We start from the raw sequence: 18,216 nt of genomic DNA, 5'->3' as shown, positions 1-18,216 counted from the left end.
TCGCCCGGCCCCCCCCACCACCCCCCCACACCCCCCCACCCCCCCGGGGGGTCTCCCCGCGTGTGTGTTTCTCGAGTGTGGGGGTTGTGTCTCCCGCCCCCCCCTCGGCTATGTTGCGCGCGCCCCGCCGATGAGGTCGCAGTACCTCGGATGGGTTTCCGTCAGTAAGCCAACCGGTACGAGCTCAGGGCCGGTGAGGCACCGTCTGCAACGAGCACCAGCGAACCGTCAGCTACTAGGCGATCCAGATTTCGCGCTACGCGGCGCTCGGGAACATTCACGGCCCGGGCCACGTACCTCCTCGCGGCCCGGGTGCGCTGCAATATGCACGAGAACTGCGCGGTCGCGATACCAGACGCACGGACCTCCTACGCAGAAACCACTCCAGGCCGCCAATCCCACAAGTCTGGGATTGCAATCTCTCCCTCCATTCCTGTCGATCACCTCCTCGTCCGCCTTGGCATTTTCGGGATGTTGTACGTTGACATGCTCCCGGCCTAGGTTCCAGTCTCTTGCCGTCAATCCTCGTCTGCCGTAAGCGAATGCCCGCTACCACCCCGCCGGGAAGTCGGCCACTTTGGGCGCGATAGGAAGTCCCTCCAAATGAGCATGCGGGGGGCGCCGGTCGCGATCCGCAGTCGCTGTCCGCTATTGCTGTGATGCGGACCGGATGAGGCACTGGTCCAGGGCCAGCCGGGAGGAAGCGCCGAATGTTCGGGAAAATCCCCGCATCCTCGTCTGCGGATGCGTCATGATCACGGGCATGCACCCTCGTGACGAAGAGATATGGCGGGCGATCGACCAGGGCCGCCGGGCGATCGACTGGGAGGCGTGGTTCGGTTGCCCGGAGGGTGCCGGCTACCTCTCCCCCGCAGGTCATCAGGTGACCGCACGCGCCGTGGCCGGACTCACCGCGTTCTTCAACAGCCGCTGGCTGCCCAAGGCCGTGGTCCCCTCCCCCGCCCCGGGTCGGGCCAGCGACACCTTCGTCGGTCTGGGCCGACACGCCCCGGTGCTCCAGTTCATGGACGGAGCCGCCCCGGGAGCATGGGTGGAAGCAGTGCGGTGGTGGGCCGCATACGCCTATCTGGAGGAAGCCGCGGTGCCGGGCATTGCCTCGGTCAAGCGGGATGCACGCTGCGACGTCACCCTGTCCCGGTTCCTGCATTCCCAGACACAGGCCCGGCTCGCGCTCATGGGGGCGGCCCACGGACTCAGGGTCGAGCTGGAGCCGGCAAAAGCCAGTGGCGGCCCCGGCGATGTTCGTATCGGCCCCGTCTTCATCGAGGTCGTCACCTTCGCCGAAGATCAGAAGTTCCAGGACTACGAGAGGTTCCGCGAGAACGTCCGGGCTCATCTCTTCGCCCTGGACAGGGGCCGTGACATCTACTGGGAAGGTGACCTCCCCGAACTCCTCAGCGGCGGCGACTTCGAGACCTGGAAGAAGCGGACCGAGGAGGCCGCCCAACAGTGCGCGGCCTTGGAGGCCGCGGTCGATGTCCTCAGCAGCGCCGGGAGGCGGCTGACCGTCCACCCTGGCACGGCTCCCCAGGGCACCACCCTGACCGGGGACACCGTGGAGAGCGACCAGGGCAGGCGGCTCCTAAGCAAGGTGCACGGCAAGTGCGCCAAAACGGCGGGGGCAGGCACAGCCTGGATCTGGGTGGAGGACCACAGCGGTCTCTTCCACTTCCCGACTCCCTTCGCCGAGATGTCGCTCGCCGCCAAGACCGATGCGCTCGCGGACCTGTTGGGGCCGCTCCTGGCGGAGTACGTTCACGTCGCCGGGATCGTCGTCTCGAACGCGGCCCGCCGACGCCTGCCGCTTCCGCCGAACGAGGACGCGCTCCGCCCCGCCGCACAGGGCTTCCGGCGAGGACTGCCCCTCGACCGGGTCCGGGAAACGATCATGATCCCCCGACGAATCCTTCTGCCTGAACAGACCAGTCTGATCGCCCGAATGTGCGACGCCGAAGCTAATGCGCTCGACTGGGCTCTGGGGAAGCTCGGTGTTCCCCACGGTGTCGCATCGCTGCTGGCCGACTCTTCGACGCCGCAGCGGGTCTCTCCTCTGTGGACACCGTGAGCTTGCCGAGGCGGTAAGGCGGCTTGGAGGCGCCGTGCTTGAGTCCGGTGAGGGTGGGACGGTAAGGCTAGGTCGTAAACTCCTCGTGCGGGATGGCCCGTTCCCAGACGGCCTCGAACGCGGCGATCACCATCTTGACCGTGGCCGAGTCCTCGTTGAACTCGTGTCCCGCCCACTCGCCAACACCGGTGAACCAGTGGGACAGCATGAGACGGCCGTCGATCAGCCAGAGGTCGTTGCCGGGGCAGCAGGGCTCTAGGCCGAACGCTAGAGGATGTTCCAGGGGAGCTGCGTGTCCCTCCTCCTGAGCCCGTCGAATCGCCGCCGGATCTCGCTCAAAGACTCAGGAGCATGTCGAACTTTTCGTGCGTTAGTGGTGATCATGCGCAGCTCCCGAATATCACGCAAAACCGAGTAGCCGGCGTATTTCGTTACGTCCCACCCGTAGGTGCTCGCGAAGGCTTGGTAGTGAGCTTGGCCGTAGCCGAACCGCCGACAGTGGACTTCGACCGTGACGAGGTCCCATTCCGGCTGACCATGGGCGACCGTGTCCCAGTCGCACAGCACCGCAGATCCGTCGGTGGTGTGCAACGCGTTTCGGTGCTGTGGGTCGCCCTGTATCAGTCCGGGGGGAAGCGCGAAGTCGACTCCCCACAATGCCCCCTCGAGTCGGTCTGCCTCCTCCTCCATGTATCGGATGGCTGCGGCAGGGAGACATGTGATCGCGGTCAGTGAGCGGCGGATCGCACGGATGTTGTCGTGCTCAGCAAGGGCGATCGGGGGCGGAGGCAGCGAGTGGAGCGCCTTGAGGGGACCGGCCAGCTGCCCGGCCGCCACCGGGTGCTCGGGTTGTGGCAGGTAGGTCCAGAAGGTGACAGAGTGCCCATCGACGATCAGCGGCTGATCGCAGGGGTGCAGCGGGGCGGTAGGAAAGCCTGCTTCGATGAGCCAGCGTACGAAGGTAACTGTGCGCGCAACGCTCTCGACGTCCGTTCCCTTCCGAGCGATCTTGGCCACCACCTGCTCCTTCTCCAGGAGGAGAACCGCGTTGGTGTGACCGCGCAGCAGACGCGCATCACGGCTGTCGAGGCCGGCCTTCGCGCAGGCCCGCTCTAGTACCTGGTACATCTCGAACTCGTCGAACCCACCCGGGGCCGGCGTGATTGTCATGTCGCACAGGCTTACCGACACGGGCCCGTCCTGTCACATCCGGCCTGGCGGAAGCTCGATGATCTCAAGAAGCTCGCGCGCCGCCCGGCCTGTCCGTATAACCGACGGAAGGACCTGTACAACCTCGCGGGCTCTTTCCTCCACGATCGGTGTGCGGTGGGCGGGGTCCATCCGCAGGAAGGTGGCGCCGGCCAGCTGGCACGCCTCGTCAGGGCTTCGGTCCCGCGCGTAGCAGATGGCTGCTTCAAGCCGGAGGAGGGCAGGATCGATCCCTGTCTTGTCCTGGTAGAGGACGAGCGCCTGATCCTGGACTTGGCGGGCCTCGCGCGTGTGCCCGAGAGCGGTCAGCGTCCCACTCTTGTAGAGCAGGTAGCGGCGCTCCGGAAAGGCGAAGGCATCGTCCGCCGAGTCTCCGCCGAACTGTTCAAACACCTTCGTCGCGTAGCGCAGTGCGGCCTCGGCCTCGGCCTCGGCGCCAAGCTTGGCCAGGGCCCGCGCCTCTGCTGCTGCCGAGAAGGCGTGCGTGGCGCTGGTTCGTGCTCTGCTGCTGATCACCCTGGCCTCCCGGCACAGATTCACCGCCTGGGTGATCGGACCGTAGTAGAAGGGCAGCATCGCGGCCTGAGCCCTGACGCGAGCTCGAAGCTCCGAGTTTCCGCTGTCGTCCGCAGCGGTACGCGCTGTGGCGTACCAAGATCGCGACCGCGTGAGGTCTCCAAGTTTCATGAGTGCGTCGGCAGTCAGCGTGGAGAGCATCGCAGTCAGCTCCGAGAGCCGAACTTGGACGGCGGCTGGCTGTCGGCATGCGGCCAGCTCCTCGACCTCGGCAAGGAGGTCCAGAAGGCGGGTGAGCATCAGGGCCGGCGGGGTGGAGATGTACTCCTGGCTGGCCCAAAGGACCATCTCGTCGATGTGGTCCAGCTGGTTGGAGTTGACCGTCGCGGAGGCCAGGGTACGGTCCACCGCACGCCGCGCGGCGTCGACCCTGTGCGAGAGGTGCTCGGCAGCCGTCGGGATCCGCTCGCCGATGGCGGACATGGGGGTGATCTCGGCGCGGTGCCCATGCCGGGACTCTGCCCGGAGGACGATGCCAGCGACGGCCTCGGTGTCTTCCAGGCCCAGCCCCCCGGGCGAGCAGCCATAGAAGGCGGCGAGCACGAGCACGGTGGAACGAAGCGGTTGATGCCCTCCCGTTTCCCAGAGCCGCAGCTGTTCCACGGTGACCCGGGGGGCCCTGTCCAGGTCAGAGACGAGCTCGCGGATCTGGTCCGCTGCCTCGGTCAGGGTGAGGCCCATGGCCAGACGCTGTGCGCGCAAGGGGGAGACGGAGCAGTGCGTCTGAATCGTGCGGGCGATCTCGTCGGTTGACTGTCCGCGTTCGGCACCGCTCTCGCGTAACCGCTTTGCGCAGGACGGACGATGGGGTCCAGGGCCACGTCGCATGGAGTTGATTCCCTTCGAACTCGCCGACCAGCGTACTGACATGCTGTCCGCTCTGTTTCAAGAAAACGCGGCTCCGTCAAGTACGGCCCTGGAAATACGTGAAGCGTCACGCAAGCCGGTCACGTTTACGTGAACCGTCACGGTTGCCGCTCCTGGTGCACGGGGGCAACTCTTGCCCTCCTCGGGCTTCCCGAGACCACAAGCGGCTCGCCGGCCACGACACCTGACGGTCTTGGCTCGTGAGCCTGCGGGTGCCGCCGCGCTCCGGACATCGGCCGGCGGCACCCGCCATCCAGGATTGGGGGTGCGCTCAATGACGTCGACTCGGAAGACCGGACAGTTCCTCGCTGTCCTGGCGCACGATGTCGAGGCGGAACTGGCTACGATCCATCTCGCGAACTCGGGACAGGCCGTGCCCCAGTCGCGGCAGTTCCTCCAGGAAGAGCTCTTGGGCTGGGGATTCAGCCGCAAAGACGAGCTGACGGACCGCGTCCTTCTCGTGGCCAGCGAGCTGGTGACGAACTCCGTGCTTCATGGTCGAACTCGGCCAGCGGGCGAGACCGAGACGCTCGGGCTGTCGCTCTCCGTCAAACCCGGCGCGGCACTCGGCATCCTGGTGACTGACAACTCGCCGAATGTTCCCGCGCCGGTGTTCCGGCCCGACACCGCGGACGGTGGACGCGGTCTCCGGCTCGTCTCCGCGATTGCCGACCACTGGACGGCGGCTCCCGCGACACGTGACGGAGAGGTTGTCGGCAAGGGAGTGTGGGCCTTCTTCCGCTGGCCGGGCGAGGCGGAAGTACCCGCTCGTAAGCGCGAGGTCGCCTCGAGCGGATGCACGGCTGTGGAGGCGCGGTGATCGTCGCCATCGGCGGTCGGCCGCGTACGGGCAAGTCGGAGTTGGCCAGACATCTCGCGATCGTCATCGGCGGGGTCCTGCTCGACCTCGCCCAACTGCGAACCGTGATGTTCCCTACGTCCCGCACCACCTCGCACGAGCAAGCGGCCCGCCTCTACGAGTGGCTGTTGCAGGCCGCGGTGTGGAATCTCCACCAGCGCCCCACTTCCCCAGTAGTCCTCGATGCTCATCCCCTCACACGGGCCCGCGATGTGCGAGCGCTCCGGCATCTGGCCGGCGGTATAGGCCACCGCCTTCACGTCATCGAATGCGTCCGCACAGCCCCTGTGTCGGAGGACCCCGCTCAAAAGGCCCACAAGGACGCTGAAGGGCCCCCGGGAGACGCGGGGAGCGCGGGCTCGATTCTGGCTCCGAAGATCGTCGTGGACACCCAACAGCCCACGGCCGAGTGCATCGCGGAGATTCTGCACGCACTCGCCAGCTCCCCTAGAACTGAGCGATTTCCGCACGCGCCGCATCCCTATGCCAGCGAGCCTCCCACGGCTCATTCCTGCCACTGATAGCCGCACGACGCACGGAGTAGAGCGAACGTCCGTCTGGCTCCCTGGCTCCTCCCGGCCTCCGAGCGCTCCACAATCTCCGCTCGGGTCCCCCGGGAACTGACCACCGGAAGCCGCTGGCTTGCTCGTCCACCGCTCCCGTCTCCTGCCGTACCCACAAGGACTCCCACCATGTGTCAGCACCAACCCCCGTGCCCGAGCGCCGACTCCGCAGACCGTGAGGCGGCCCGTCTCTCGGCCCATCACCCCGAGCAGGGGTGGAGCCTTCTGTGCAACGGCGTCCTGCTCTTCGACGACACCGGTGAGCTGCTCCCCGACGGCCAGATCGTCGCCCCTCACCGTGCCCTGCCGACGGCGGTGGCAGCGTGAAGCTCCCTTCCCCGCGTCCCCCCGCGGAGATCCCCCACCGTCCGCGGCGGGCGGGCCGGATCGAGGACCACGGCCTCGTCGGCAACGGACGCACCGGCGCGCTGGTCGACCGCGACGGCAGCATCGACTGGATGTGTCTGCCGCGCTTCGACTCCGCAGCCGCGTTCACCGCGCTGCTGGGCAGCGAGAACCACGGCATGTGGCGCATCGGGCCCGCCGGGCCGCACGGCACCGCGCCCGCCGCCGACGGACGGCGCTATCTCGACGGCACGCTGATCCTGGAATCCACCTGGATCACTCCCTCCGGCACCGTCCAGCTTCTCGACTTCATGCCCTTCACCGAAAAGGACGACGTGACGCAGCTGGTCCGGATCGTCAAGGGCGTCAGCGGCCGGGTTCCGATGCGGTCCGTCCTTAGGGCCCGTCCCGGTTACGGCCGGGCTGTTCCGCGGCTCGACATCGCCGGCCGCCGGACGAACGTCGGTCTGGGCGACGGCCGCCTATGGCTCGGCACCGACGCACGCACCCGCGTGTCCGGCGGCGACCTGATCTCCGAGTTCAGCGTCGTGAAGGATGAGCAACTGGCCTTCACGATCGCATGGCAGCCCGGAGGCGACGAGCCGCCACCGCTTCCCGCACCGGAAGGGCTGCTGAAGCAGACCGCGGACTTCTGGGCGGGCTGGACGGCCAAGTCCACGTACTCCGGCCCCCACTGGGAGGCGGTCGAGCGCTCTCTCATCACGTTGAAGGCGCTCCAGTACGGACCGACCGGCGGATTCGTGGCCGCTCCGACCACCTCGCTGCCCGAGAAAATCGGCGGCGAACGCAACTGGGACTACCGCTACTGCTGGCCTCGTGACTCCGCCATGACGGTCGAAGCCCTTCTCAGCTGCGGCTACGTGGAGGAGGCCCGGGCCTGGATCGGCTGGCTGCGAACAGCGATCGGCGGCCGGCCCGAGAACCTGCAGGCCATCTACCGGGTCGACGGCAGCCGAGAGCTGACCGAGGCCGAGCTCGGCTGGCTGCCTGGCTTCGAGAACTCCGCCCCGGTCCGCATCGGGAACGGAGCCGCGAAGCAGCTGCAGCTCGATGTGTACGGCGAGATCGTCGGCGCCCTGTACGCGGCCCAGGAGCACGATCCGGAGCTGGCCCCTGTCGTAGCCCCGATCATCACGGACCTCGTCGCGTGCCTGGAGATCCTCTGGGAGCAGCCGGACGAAGGAATCCGGGAGGTCCGTGGTCCGCGCCGGCACTTCGTGCACTCCAAGGTCATGGCCTGGTGCGCGGTCGACCGTGCGGTCAGGCTCATCGAGGATGGCCGTGCCGACGGGCCACCGCAGAGGTGGCGTGAGCTGCGCAACGCGATCCACCAGCAGGTGTGCGAGCGAGGATACGACGAGGAACGCAACACCTTCACGCAGTCGTACGGCTCGACGGAGCTGGACGTCTCCCTGTTGCAGATCGTTACGACCGGGTTCCTGCCACCGGACGACAAGCGGGTCATCGGCACGGTCGAGGCGATCCAGCAGGAGCTGTCCACGACGGGCGGGTTCCTGCTGCGCTACCGCACCGGGGGCGAGGTGCCGGGCGTCGACGGCCTCGCCGGCGACGAGGGCACCTTCCTCATCGGCTCGGGGTGGTTGATCGTGGCGCTCTGCACCATCGGCCGCGTCGACGAAGCCGAGATCCTCCTGGAGAGCCTGCTCCGGATCCGCAGCGACCTCGGCCTGCTCGCCGAGGAGTGGGACGTCCACCACCAGCGCCAGCTGGGCAACTTCCCGCAGGGGTTCTCCCACATCGCTGTCATTCAGGCTATCCGGGCCGTCGCAACCGCCCGCGCCTCTCAGGGGCGCCGGATCGCCGCGGGGGTGATCGGGCGGTGAGTGCTTCTTCTTCGTTACCGGCGGGTGGGCTGAGCCAGACCCGGGGGCGACACCGGGCTTCGCAGGGCCGAACCTCCGGCCTCGTCCTGATCGGGGCGAACCTGATCGGTCTGACGCTGGTCGGCTGCATGGTCGCTGACGAGTCCAACGACTCCCGCGACTTTGGAGCAGCGGTGACGATACCGGACATGGCTTCTGCCGAAGAGCAGCCGTCGAAGACGGCCAACGCCACGGCAGCATCCGACCTCACGGCCCGCTCGGTTGGCCTCGCAGGACCCGGGGAGGCGGCATGAGCACCGATTCCATCGACATCGCCGTGCATGCGGGCGTCCTGTCGGACGGGCTGTGTGAGCAGCTCGCGGTCGTTGGGCAGCGGGGCATCGCGGGGTTCAGCGACGACCGCCCGGTCAGTGCCTCGCTGGTGCGGTCGAGGCTGACGAACGCGCTGACCGGCGCGCCTCCGGCGCTCGTGCTCGCCAGGGCGGGCGAGGAGCTGGTCGGATGGTGCGCGGTCCGACACCCCGAACCGCACCTGCTCGTCTGGTGTGGCTTGCCCCTCGTCCAGCCGGAGGAAGCCGTGCTGATCTTCGACGTCGACGGTGTCCTGCACGACTCCCCGCGACCGAGCCTGGCGCTCCTACCAGGGCGTCCGAAGGGAGATGGAGTTGCGGAAGCTGCCAGACCTGGCCGGCCCGAAGGAGCTGCCGCTCATCTACTGGGGCGTGCCCAGTCAGTCGCTGACCCGCTGGATCCCGTACGAGACGGCCGAGCGGTTCTGCCAGCGGCACGCACGGCTGACTGACCTCACGGCCGGCGAGGAAGAACGCGGCGTCATCCCCGACCTTGTCGGCATCCTCGGCGAACTCGCGAGCGGTCCCGGGTACGGCATCGTCGCCGGCAACCGTCGTCTTGTTTTGTGGAGCGCGTTCCGGCGCGTTGAAAGGAAGCCTAGGCGATGGAGGTCGGGCCGAGGTTGTTGGCGACGGCGTCCAGGGCCGCCCGCCACGGGTACGTGGCGGGATTGCCCTGGCCTGGCTCATTCGGGATGAAGCCGCCCTCGCCGTAGAGCACCCGGACCCCAGCGCTCCGGAGGGCATCGATCGAGCGCTCGAACTGCGGGTGCGCAACATATGCCCGGTTCACGCACGGCATCATCGCCATGGGGATGCCCTTGCCGATGCCCTCGGCGACCACGCCGACGAGCCATTTGTCCGTGATCCCGAGCGCCCACTGGTTGATCGTATTGAAGGTCGCCGGAGCGACGATAACGGCATCCGGCTTCGGCCACACGTCCGGCTGTCCGGGGAGGCGGTAGTCCCAGCGGACGGGGTGGCCGGTGAGGGCGACGAGGCCGTCGAGGGAGTCGGCAAGCCAGCGGGCGGCCGTTGGGGTAAGACCGAGGCATACGTCCCAGCCGTCGGCCTGCGCTTCCTCGATGACGCGCGCGACGTCGAAGACAGGCGGGGCCGCGCTACTGAACAGGTACAGGGTCGGAGTGGTCATGAGGGTATCCGATCACAGCCGGGCCGCCGTCAACTTGGCGGAGTCCCTTGTGAATCCGCCTCTCGCGGCATGGAGCGGCGCGTAGCGTTCCAGGAAACGAGTCTGAGACGGGAGGCCGGCATGCCGACGCGGGACGACGACCACACCGGTACGCGGATCAAGGAGCAGCGGAGGCTGGCGGGACTGACGCAGCGGGAGCTGTCCAACCGGATTCCGTACTCGTACAGCTGGCTCACCCAGGTCGAGTGCGGGGCAAGGCCGGCGTCTGCGGACTTCATCGCGGCGGTCGCGCGAGCGCTGCGGATCGACGTCACGGTGCTGACGGGCCAGCCGTATGTGACCCAGATGCAGGAGGACCGGCTGGCGGGGCTGATCCGGCCAATCCGTGAGTCCCTCGACCTGTACGACCTCGGCGACGATCTCCGGGTCACTACACGCACGGCCAGCGAGCTCGTCACCGCCACCGAGGAATTGTGTGCCCATGTCCGTGCCACCCACCTGCACGCGGCGGCGGCAGCCCTTCCGGACGTCATCACGGAGCTGACCGCCCTGTGCTGGCGCTCGCCGACGACGGAGCTGTGGCGGGCCCTCGGTTCCGCCTACCGCACCGCGCACGACGTCACGGTGAAGCTGGGGTACTTCGATCTTGCCAGCGTCGCCCTCGACCGGCTCGGCTGGGCCGCGGAGCGGGCCTCGGATCCCTGCCTAGCGGCCATGCGGCAGTACTTCCGGGGACTGGTCTACTTCCGCGAAGGGGAGTACGGCATCGGCCTGCGCCTGGTCGGCTCCGGCCACAGGCTGCTCGGCCCGGGCGACTCGACCCGCGAAGCCCTCACCGTCGCCGGCCAGCTTCACCTCGGCGGCTCCGTGCTTGCCGCGCGGGCGGAGGACGCTAGCGCGGCCGCCGAGCACATCGCGCGGGCCCGCGAGTACGCGGGGCGGGTCGGCGACGCCAGCAAGGTGCACTGGCTCAATTTCGGCCCGGTGAACGTGGCCTTGCACGAGATGACCGTGGCGATGGAGATGCGGCAGTACGACGAGGCGCTGCGGCAGGCCAAGACGATCAAGCTGCCAGCCTCGCTCGCGACGTCCCGCCGCGCGCACTTCTTCATCGACCGGGCCCGCATTGAGATGGAACTGGGAAAAGCAGAACCGTCGTTGAGGTCGCTCTGGGCGGCGCGGCGGGCGGCGCCGGAGCAGACCCGCTATCACCCTGGTGCCAGGGAGACCATCCGCGGACTCGTTCACCTCTCCCGCCGGACACCGGAGCCGCTGCGGAACATGGCGGGCTGGATCGGCATGTAGGGGCAGCTGGGACTCTCGCTCAAGTGAAAGAGTTTCCAGGGTCCTCAGTGGCCACGATGGCGGCGTGAGCGATGACACGGACCTGACCGAGGAATTGCTGGACGGGCTGTCCCCTGAAGCAGTGGAGCAGGCCCGTGCAGCCATGGCGCACCGCGAGGGCCCTGCCAACGTGGAGACCTGCGACTACTGCCGGTCCGTCAGCGGGACGATGTTCCAGGCGCTCGCGGACGGCATGGGCTTCGAGGAGCAGGTGGAGGTGGCCTACTTCCACATCCACAACGCACACGTGGACCCGGACACCGAGGGGCCGGCGACCTGAGGCTCCTCCAGCTTGCGCCAGCTGGCCCCTGTCGGCGGCCCGCGCTCACGCACCAACCCCTCGTGGTCGAAGACGATGCTGAGCAGGGTGGCCTCGCCGCTTCCCGTGCATCGGCAGTCGGGTCACCCCACCCCCCGTTCTCTCACCGCCGCCCGCCGGACGCGGGCCATAGCTTTACCGCCTGCCGATCAAAGGAGGCTTCATGCCCGATTCACCGCACGCCTTACCCTCCGAGAGGATTGTCATTCTCGGCGCCGGCCCTTGTGGCCTGGCCTGCGCGGACGAGTTGAAGCGGCTGGGTCACCGTTCCTGGACGCTGTTGGAGGCTGCCCCTCTGCCCGGCGGACTTGCCTCGTCCGTGGTCGATTCGGCCGGCTTCACTTGGGACCTGGGCGGGCACGTGGTCTTCTCCCACTTCGGCGAGTTCGACCGGCTGCTTGCCGAGTTGTTCGCCCCCGACGAGCTGCTGCATCATGACCGGTCGTCCTACGTCCGCTTCCGCGACCGGTGGGTGCCCTACCCCTTCCAGCAGTACCTTCACCGTCTCCCGGCCGAGGATGCCGAGGCGTGTGTGCAGGATCTTCTTCGCGCCTGCCAGCGGCGCGAGGAGGGGATGGCCGCGGGTATGGACTTCGCCACGTGGCTGCAGGCGATGTACGGATCGGGCCTGGTGGAGCGGTTCTTCGGCCCGTACAACTCCAAGGTCTGGGCGACGCATCCTGAGCAGATGGCCTCGTCCTGGGTCGCCGAACGCGTCGCCCCGGTCGATCCCGGTGAAATCCTGGCTGCCTTCTCGGGGACCGCCCCGCCGGCCCGCCGGTGGGGACCCAACGCCACCTTCGCCTTCCCCGCCCGCGGCGGCACCGGAGAGATCTGGCGCCGCCTGGCCGCACGGCTCGACGCGGGCCTGCGAACGTCAGTCCGCGCAGTCGCCGTCGACCCGGCCGCCCGCACTGTCACGCTCTCCGACGGCGACCTCATCGGCTTCGACCACCTGGTGGCCACCGGTCCCCTTGACCAGCTCTCCGCCATCACGGCCTGCGCCCCGGAGGCGGTGCGAGCGGCAGCCGGACGGCTGCAGCACACCACGGTGGCCATGGTCGGCCTCGGCTACGAAGCCCCGACCACCGACGAACGGTCCTGGCTGTACTTCCCCCAGCCTGAGGTGCCGTTCTACCGGGCCACGAACTTCAGCAAGTACGCCCCTGCCAACGTCCCCGGCGCCGACACAACGACATTCAGCGCGTGGATGACCGAGACCTCCATGCTGCCGGGGACCCCGCTGGACCACCGCCAACTCATACGCGACTGCGACCAGGCCCTGCGGCGCCACGGCCTCGTGCCCGAGGACGCGCCGCTGGCCAGTACCCACCTGGAACTGATCGACTACGCCTACCCGATACCCACCCTCGACCGTGATGAGGCCCTGGCCACAGTGGTGCCGTGGATGGAGTCCCAAGGGATCTACCCACGAGGCCGGTTCGGGACATGGCGCTACGAGATCGGCAACATGGACCACGCGGTGAAGATGGGCATCGACATCGCCCGACGCCTGGTGCATGGCACCACTGAAGAACTCCTCATTCAGGCACCCGACGCCATGGCGGCAACAGGGGGACAGAGGTGAGCGGCCGCAGCAACGGGACGGTCGCCTTCGCCGGGCACCGCTTCGACGTCCGCACCGACGAGACCTTCCACGCTGACCAGAGCATCCACCTGCAGAACTTCTCCCCCGAGAAATCGACGGCACCGCTGTGCGGGCAGCTCACGCAGATACGCATCCACCACAGCGAAGACCTCTTTCGCGGCCACGGGGCCCGTCTGGCCGATGCACAGTCGCTGGAGGTGTTGCCGTTCCGCGGCGAGCCGTACCTCGACTCACGGCTCGGGCAGGTCCGCTGGTGGAGGCCCGACCCCGCCTCGCACCTGCCGGCAGACCACCTGTACGCCCGCGACACGACGGGCCGTCTGCACATCGTGCTGCACCCAGGGACCGACCGCGGAGAGCGGTACGCCCTGCGGGTGATCCGCGAGGTCGTCCTGCGCTGCGCCGAACACCGCGGCTGGACCGCCTTCCACGCCGCAGCCGCCACGGTCGACGACCACGGGGTACTGATCGCCGGCCCATCCGGGGCCGGCAAGACCACCCTGCTCACAGCCCTGGCCGCTCACCGTCGCGCCGACCTCGTCGGGTCTGACCGCGTACTGGTCACCGAGTTGGCCGCGAAATTGGTCGGGGTACCGATCTCGGTCCGCATCGCCGGCGGCACCCTGTCGGCGCTGGCCCCGAACAGCAGCCTGCCGCCGCACAGCGTGCTGCCGACCGACTTCGGCACGTCCCGCAAAGTTTCGTGCACCCCGCACGACTTCGCTGGCGCCTTCGCCGTCCGTGTGAGGGAAAGCGCCCCGCTGCGGCTCGTCGTGCTCCCGCGGCTCTATGACGACGACCGGGACATCAGCGTCGCTTTCCCTGGCGCGGCGGCGGCTCGCGCCGCGCTCGCCGCCGTGTGCTGTACCCCGCACGACGAGGACTGGCTGCACCCGTGGTTCGCCGACCGCACCCGTCCCGAGGGCGAACTGGCCCGGCAGGCCGCCGACGTCATGGACGACCTGGTTGCCCGGGTGCCGGTGATGCAAGTGACCGCCGGAGTGCACACTCCTCACCTGCTGGAACGGCTCGCTGATGCCGTCGCGAGGAGGCTTTCGTGATACCCAAGCGCATCGCGCTGGTCGGCCCGGTGGCCTCCGGGAAGTCCACTCTCGCCGCCGCCATCGCGGCCCACGCCGGCCTGCCCCACCTCGACCTGGACGAGCTGTTCTGGGGACCGAGGTGGACCCCTGTGGGCCCGGAGCTCTTCCACGCCCGCGTCCGAGACGCCCTGGCCTCGGACATCTGGATCGCCGACGGGAACTACGGCGGTGAAGTCGGCGAGACGCTGCTGGCTCGCGCCGAACTCGTCATCTGGCTCGACCTGCCGCTGAGGGTCTGCCTGCCCCGGCTGATCCACCGCTCGCTCCGGCGGGCCGGCACCCGGCAGGAGCTGTTCGCCGGGAACCGGGAAACCTTCAGCCACCTGCTCGCCCGCGACTCGATCCTGTGGTGGGGCCCAGCCCACCACCGCCGGCACCGCCGCCGCTGGGCCGAACGTCTCCACCCGGACCAGGCCGACGGCCAGCCCGTCGTCCACCTCAACCGTCCCCACGCCATCACCGGCCGACTGCGGTCCCTCGGTCTTCTCGCCCCGAAGGAGGCGTGAGCCGCCGTGATCGCCTCCGTCGTCCGCGTCCCCTGGCACACCGCCCACGGCGGCTACGACCGCCTTCTCGACCACCTCCCCGAAGTCCGCCGCATCACCCCACCCTCCGGACCGCTCGCCACCAGCGCGGCCGGTCAGGCACACCGCCTGCTCGCCCGAAGCTGCCCGCTGCCCTTCTACCCGGCCGAGCACTGCGCCACCGACCTGCACCTGCTGGCCTCTCGCTCGGCCGCCCACGTGCTGTACGGGGACGAGCAATACTGGTTCTCCCGCCGCCGCCTCGGCCCGACCGCCGTCACCTATCACCAGCCGCCCGCACACCTTCAGCAGCACCTGCCGGCCTGCACGTGGCGAAAGCTCGCGCCGACCGCCGAACGCATCGTCGTCCTCGACCCGCACCAGCAGGCGTTCTTCGCCGACCTGGTGCCCGCCGACCGCGTGCACCTGGTACCTCACGGGATCGACACCACCGCCTTCACTCCGGCGCCCGCACCGCCACCGTCCGACCGGCCGCTGGTGCTGACCGTCGGCTGGTGGCTGCGGGACTGGACCGTCCTGGACGCGGTCCACGAGCGGCTGCACCGCCGCTACGGCGACGGCGTCGAGCTGGTTGTCGTCACCCGCCAGGCCCGTACCCGGGCCTGGCACCCGGCCGCTCGCGTCCTCGAAGGCGTCGCCGAGCAGACCCTGGTCACGCTGTACCGGCAGGCAGCCGTGATGCTGCTGCCGCTACTCGACGCGACCGCCAACAACGCGCTCCTGGAGGCGATGGCCTGCGGCACGCCGGTCGTCGCCACCGACGTCGGCGGCATCCGCCACTACACGGGAGAGGCAGCCCAGCTCCCCCCGCCCGGCGACGCCGTCGCGGCGACGGAGGCGGTGGAGAAAGTCCTCACAGAGACTGGCACCGCCGCGCACGCCGCCAGGCGGGCCTCCGCCCGTGAACGGGCGGAACAGTTCGCCTGGCCCCTCGTCGCCGACCAAATGCGCAGCGTCTACCAACTGATGGAGGAAGCACGGTGACCGCGGCCGAGATGTGGCTGCAGGCCACCGTGCCCGTCCTGCTGACACTGCTGCTGGCCCGCGCGCTGTGGGCCTTGATCGCGGTCGAGGTATGCGCGAGGTGGCTCCTCGCCTCCGCCGGCAGCACACCCACTGGGACGCAGGCGGGGAAGGACACGGTGCCGTGGCTGGTGGTGCTCCTGCCGATGCTGCGCGAGCAGACCATCGCGGAGGAGACGGTGACCGCGTTCAGGGCACTGGACTACCCGCGCGACCGCGCCGCCGTCGTGGTCGTCACCACCGAACGTGAAGTCTCCGCACGCGCCGGACATCGCGACCGGCTGGCGGCCCTGGCAGCTCACGCCCCTCTGGAGGAAGGGCAATTGCGGGGCCTATTCCCGGTCGACCGCTGCCGCAATGTTGCCGAGACGGTCAACGCCGAGCGACCAGCCGACCGGCTACAGGTGCTGACCGAACTGTTCGACACCGAGCCGACCACCGCCGACATCGTGACGGCCCTCGCCGCCCGCCTGCCGGACAGAGGGCTGCCGCTGGTGCACCTCCACCAGCCCGATGTCGGCGGACGCAAGGCCGGACAGCTCAACTTCGCCCTCGACCGCCTGCAGCGGGTTCTCGGCCCGCTCGGGTGGAGGGAGGACGAGCACGCTGACGACACGTACGCAGTGGTCTACGACGCCGACGCGGCCCCCGACCGCCGCACCCTTCAGGCGTTCGCCACCGAGGCCACCGCACACCGGACCCGCACCCGGCACACCCCGGCCCTCATCCAGCAGCAGCGGCTGCCACTGCTGGCCCGCCGCCCCTTCCCGGCCGGCCCGGTCGGTCTGCTACTGGAGGGGGAATGGGCCTACCAGCTACGGCGCTCCCTCGGCATCGAACTCGCCCGCGTCCGCCTCCACCGCTTCCTGGCCGCCTCCCGTCTGCCGGAGGCGGTCCGGATGTGGCTGCGGCCCATGGTGTACGGCGTGGGCTGCGGCATGGCCGTCCATCTCCCTGCTGTCCAAGCGCTCGGCGGCTTCCCCGAACCGATGGAAGACCTCGGCACCGGGCACCGGCTGTCCCTGCTCGGCGCCCACCTCACCGCCTCCACCGTCGCCGTCCTCGACGAGCCCTACACCGAACCCTCCGGACTGGCCAACCTCCACGCGCTGGCCTTCACCGCCTCCGCCCGCCCGGACCGCCACGCTGCCGCCGTCGCGCACCTTCCCTCCGCCCTCTCCCGCCCAGCCAGGGTGGTCCTGGTGGCCCGGGAGTGGGCGGACGAGGCCGCCTGGCTGCTCGGCGCCCCGCTCATTGCGGCGGCCGTCCTGTCCTCCTGGTGGGCCGGGCCCGTCTGGACGACCGTCGCGGCTGCCGGCGTTCTGCTGCACGGCCCCGTGGCCACCGCCCGGCTACTGGCCCTCGCCCCGGCCCTGCACGCGGCCGTCATCCCACCGCCCGGTCTCACTCCCCTGCCCCGTACGTCCCCGGCACACCTTGTATCGCTGGTGGCAGCCAGCCCGTTCCAGCCATTCGTACGACTGGCCGGACCCTGGCAGCTGATCTTCGCGAAGGCGGCCGGACGCCACCACGGATTCGGCAAGACTGAACGCTGACAACCCTTCCTACCCACCACCGAAGCAGAGTTGGAGCCCACTCGTGGCCGAGCCTGTCACGCCCACCATCCGTACCTCCGCCAAAGCCGTCGTCGTCCACGATGGTCAGGTCCTGCTTCAACGAGCCAACTGGGAGGGCCAGGACTGCTACTTCCTGCCCGGCGGCGGCCAGAACCCCGGCGAACCCCTCAACCAGACCGCCCGCCGCGAGGTCCACGAGGAAACCGGCCTGACCGTCACCGTGGACAAGCTTCTGTGGCTGCGCGAGTACATCGGCGCTAACCATGACCATGCCGACACCGAGGCCGGCACCCACCGCATCGAAGCGATCTTCCACTGCACCCCCGAAGGCGACCCCGGCCGCCTCGGCGGACACGCCGAAGATGACGTGCAGACCGGTCTGGAATGGGTGGAACTGGAGAAGGTTCCCGGTCTGAACCTGCTGCCCCATGCCCTCCGGCAGCCGATCGCCGCCCTCGCCACGGGCCAGCCCCCATCCGGCTATCTCGGCGACGTCGCCTGAACCCGTGGTGGCGATAGACGGCAGGGTCCCTGACGGTGCCCGAGAGATCACGACCGGACAGGCCAACCGCGTCTGGTACGTCGACGGCCCAGTGCCGTATGTACTCAAGCACTACGGCGACCCGAACCGCGCCGCCAACGAGGCTGCCGCTCTGACCCTCCTCGCCATGCACGATGCCCCGGCTCCCGAGCTCCTCGGGTCCGGTCCCGGGGGCAGTCCGGGGGGGGGGGGGGGGCCCGCCCCCCCCCCCCCCCCCCGCCCCGCCCCCCCCCCCCGCCCCCCCGCCCGCAACGCGCCCCCGGCCCCGGCGCCCGCGCCACC

The 18,216-nt window shown here is 69.2% G+C and carries 18 protein-coding genes; 14 read left to right on the top strand and 4 right to left on the bottom strand.

The window, feature by feature from the left end; all coding sequences use genetic code 11:
• Nucleotides 1-751 precede the first annotated feature (751 nt).
• Nucleotides 752-2,086, top strand: coding sequence for a hypothetical protein (locus ACFW1I_RS01280; RefSeq protein WP_032755242.1), 1,335 nt, complete (start codon nucleotides 752-754; stop codon nucleotides 2,084-2,086).
• Nucleotides 2,087-2,153: 67 nt separating this feature from the next.
• Here ACFW1I_RS01280 and ACFW1I_RS01275 read toward each other — a convergent pair whose 3' ends face one another.
• The 3 genes from ACFW1I_RS01275 to ACFW1I_RS01265 are packed head-to-tail and all read right to left on the bottom strand — an operon-like array spanning nucleotide 2,154 to nucleotide 4,552.
• Nucleotides 2,154-2,369 carry a DUF6879 family protein gene (locus ACFW1I_RS01275; protein WP_384665162.1) on the bottom strand — a complete coding sequence of 72 codons (216 nt, stop codon included), beginning with the start codon at nucleotides 2,367-2,369 and terminating at the stop codon, nucleotides 2,154-2,156.
• Entirely contained in the window at nucleotides 2,354-3,256 is a 903-nt protein-coding gene (locus tag ACFW1I_RS01270; RefSeq protein ID WP_111335808.1) for a phosphotransferase, read from the bottom strand. Before ACFW1I_RS01270 ends, ACFW1I_RS01275 begins: the two co-directional genes overlap by 16 nt.
• A gap of 33 nt (nucleotides 3,257-3,289) precedes the next feature.
• Entirely contained in the window at nucleotides 3,290-4,552 is a 1,263-nt protein-coding gene (locus ACFW1I_RS01265) for an XRE family transcriptional regulator (RefSeq protein WP_229915614.1), read from the bottom strand.
• Nucleotides 4,553-5,012: 460 nt separating this feature from the next.
• Here ACFW1I_RS01265 and ACFW1I_RS01260 point away from each other — a divergent pair, with 460 nt between their 5' ends.
• From ACFW1I_RS01260 to ACFW1I_RS01240, 5 genes are all read left to right on the top strand, one after another.
• Nucleotides 5,013-5,558 carry an ATP-binding protein gene (locus tag ACFW1I_RS01260; RefSeq protein WP_111334162.1) on the top strand — a complete coding sequence of 182 codons (546 nt, stop codon included), beginning with the start codon at nucleotides 5,013-5,015 and terminating at the stop codon, nucleotides 5,556-5,558.
• Nucleotides 5,555-6,118 (top strand): AAA family ATPase, encoded by a 564-nt coding sequence (locus ACFW1I_RS01255; protein ID WP_158558520.1) that lies wholly within the window; start codon nucleotides 5,555-5,557, stop codon nucleotides 6,116-6,118. The genes ACFW1I_RS01260 and ACFW1I_RS01255 overlap by 4 nt, the downstream gene beginning before the upstream one ends.
• Nucleotides 6,119-6,289: 171 nt before the next feature.
• Nucleotides 6,290-6,487 (top strand): DUF5999 family protein, encoded by a 198-nt coding sequence (locus ACFW1I_RS01250; protein ID WP_111334158.1) that lies wholly within the window; start codon nucleotides 6,290-6,292, stop codon nucleotides 6,485-6,487.
• Nucleotides 6,484-8,370 (top strand): glycoside hydrolase family 15 protein, encoded by a 1,887-nt coding sequence (locus ACFW1I_RS01245; protein ID WP_384664935.1) that lies wholly within the window; start codon nucleotides 6,484-6,486, stop codon nucleotides 8,368-8,370. The genes ACFW1I_RS01250 and ACFW1I_RS01245 overlap by 4 nt, the downstream gene beginning before the upstream one ends.
• Nucleotides 8,371-8,659: 289 nt before the next feature.
• Nucleotides 8,660-9,172: a hypothetical protein gene (locus tag ACFW1I_RS01240; RefSeq protein WP_111334156.1), complete on the top strand. Its 513-nt coding sequence runs from the start codon at nucleotides 8,660-8,662 to the stop codon at nucleotides 9,170-9,172.
• 146 nt (nucleotides 9,173-9,318) lie between these two features.
• On the opposite strand, the gene ACFW1I_RS01235 is transcribed toward ACFW1I_RS01240, so the two are convergent.
• Nucleotides 9,319-9,873 (bottom strand): flavoprotein, encoded by a 555-nt coding sequence (locus ACFW1I_RS01235; protein WP_384664934.1) that lies wholly within the window; start codon nucleotides 9,871-9,873, stop codon nucleotides 9,319-9,321.
• Nucleotides 9,874-9,993: 120 nt separating this feature from the next.
• On the opposite strand from ACFW1I_RS01235, the gene ACFW1I_RS01230 reads away from it, so the two are divergent.
• From ACFW1I_RS01230 to ACFW1I_RS01195, 8 genes are all read left to right on the top strand, one after another.
• On the top strand, nucleotides 9,994-11,178 hold the full coding sequence (locus ACFW1I_RS01230) for a helix-turn-helix domain-containing protein (protein ID WP_384664933.1): 1,185 nt from the start codon (nucleotides 9,994-9,996) through the stop codon (nucleotides 11,176-11,178).
• Nucleotides 11,179-11,242: 64 nt separating this feature from the next.
• Nucleotides 11,243-11,497, top strand: coding sequence for a hypothetical protein (locus ACFW1I_RS01225; protein ID WP_384664931.1), 255 nt, complete (start codon nucleotides 11,243-11,245; stop codon nucleotides 11,495-11,497).
• Nucleotides 11,498-11,699: 202 nt separating this feature from the next.
• Nucleotides 11,700-13,124: a protoporphyrinogen/coproporphyrinogen oxidase gene (locus ACFW1I_RS01220; RefSeq protein ID WP_384664929.1), complete on the top strand. Its 1,425-nt coding sequence runs from the start codon at nucleotides 11,700-11,702 to the stop codon at nucleotides 13,122-13,124.
• Complete coding sequence (locus ACFW1I_RS01215) at nucleotides 13,121-14,206, top strand: hypothetical protein (protein ID WP_384664928.1); 1,086 nt, start codon at nucleotides 13,121-13,123, stop codon at nucleotides 14,204-14,206. The genes ACFW1I_RS01220 and ACFW1I_RS01215 overlap by 4 nt, the downstream gene beginning before the upstream one ends.
• Complete coding sequence (locus tag ACFW1I_RS01210; RefSeq protein WP_384664927.1) at nucleotides 14,203-14,754, top strand: hypothetical protein; 552 nt, start codon at nucleotides 14,203-14,205, stop codon at nucleotides 14,752-14,754. Before ACFW1I_RS01215 ends, ACFW1I_RS01210 begins: the two co-directional genes overlap by 4 nt.
• Before the next feature lie 6 nt (nucleotides 14,755-14,760).
• Complete coding sequence (locus tag ACFW1I_RS01205; RefSeq protein ID WP_384664925.1) at nucleotides 14,761-15,777, top strand: glycosyltransferase family 4 protein; 1,017 nt, start codon at nucleotides 14,761-14,763, stop codon at nucleotides 15,775-15,777.
• Nucleotides 15,774-17,372, top strand: a complete 1,599-nt coding sequence (locus ACFW1I_RS01200; protein WP_384664923.1) for a hypothetical protein — start codon at nucleotides 15,774-15,776, stop codon at nucleotides 17,370-17,372. The genes ACFW1I_RS01205 and ACFW1I_RS01200 overlap by 4 nt, the downstream gene beginning before the upstream one ends.
• A 43-nt stretch (nucleotides 17,373-17,415) precedes the next feature.
• Nucleotides 17,416-17,895, top strand: a complete 480-nt coding sequence (locus ACFW1I_RS01195; protein ID WP_356060673.1) for an NUDIX domain-containing protein — start codon at nucleotides 17,416-17,418, stop codon at nucleotides 17,893-17,895.
• Nucleotides 17,896-18,216 lie beyond the last annotated feature (321 nt).

The sequence above is a fragment of the Streptomyces sp. NPDC058955 genome, assembly GCF_042741435.1.
GTDB lineage: Bacteria > Actinomycetota > Actinomycetes > Streptomycetales > Streptomycetaceae > Streptomyces.
The sequence above is the reverse complement of the archived record's forward strand: the minus strand, read 5'-3'. Positions and strand labels throughout refer to the sequence as shown.

Bases quoted from the DNA above. Each gene is read 5' to 3' on its own strand.
- ACFW1I_RS01235 (WP_384664934.1), bottom strand. From the start codon at position 9,873: ATGACCACTCCGACCCTGTACCTGTTCAGTAGCGCGGCCCCGCCTGTC.
- ACFW1I_RS01270 (WP_111335808.1), bottom strand. From the start codon at position 3,256: ATGACAATCACGCCGGCCCCGGGTGGGTTCGACGAGTTCGAGATGTAC.
- ACFW1I_RS01265 (WP_229915614.1), bottom strand. From the start codon at position 4,552: ATGGGCCTCACCCTGACCGAGGCAGCGGACCAGATCCGCGAGCTCGTC.
- ACFW1I_RS01230 (WP_384664933.1), top strand. From the start codon at position 9,994: ATGCCGACGCGGGACGACGACCACACCGGTACGCGGATCAAGGAGCAG.
- ACFW1I_RS01220 (WP_384664929.1), top strand. From the start codon at position 11,700: ATGCCCGATTCACCGCACGCCTTACCCTCCGAGAGGATTGTCATTCTC.
- ACFW1I_RS01280 (WP_032755242.1), top strand. From the start codon at position 752: ATGATCACGGGCATGCACCCTCGTGACGAAGAGATATGGCGGGCGATC.
- ACFW1I_RS01250 (WP_111334158.1), top strand. From the start codon at position 6,290: ATGTGTCAGCACCAACCCCCGTGCCCGAGCGCCGACTCCGCAGACCGT.
- ACFW1I_RS01260 (WP_111334162.1), top strand. From the start codon at position 5,013: ATGACGTCGACTCGGAAGACCGGACAGTTCCTCGCTGTCCTGGCGCAC.
- ACFW1I_RS01240 (WP_111334156.1), top strand. From the start codon at position 8,660: ATGAGCACCGATTCCATCGACATCGCCGTGCATGCGGGCGTCCTGTCG.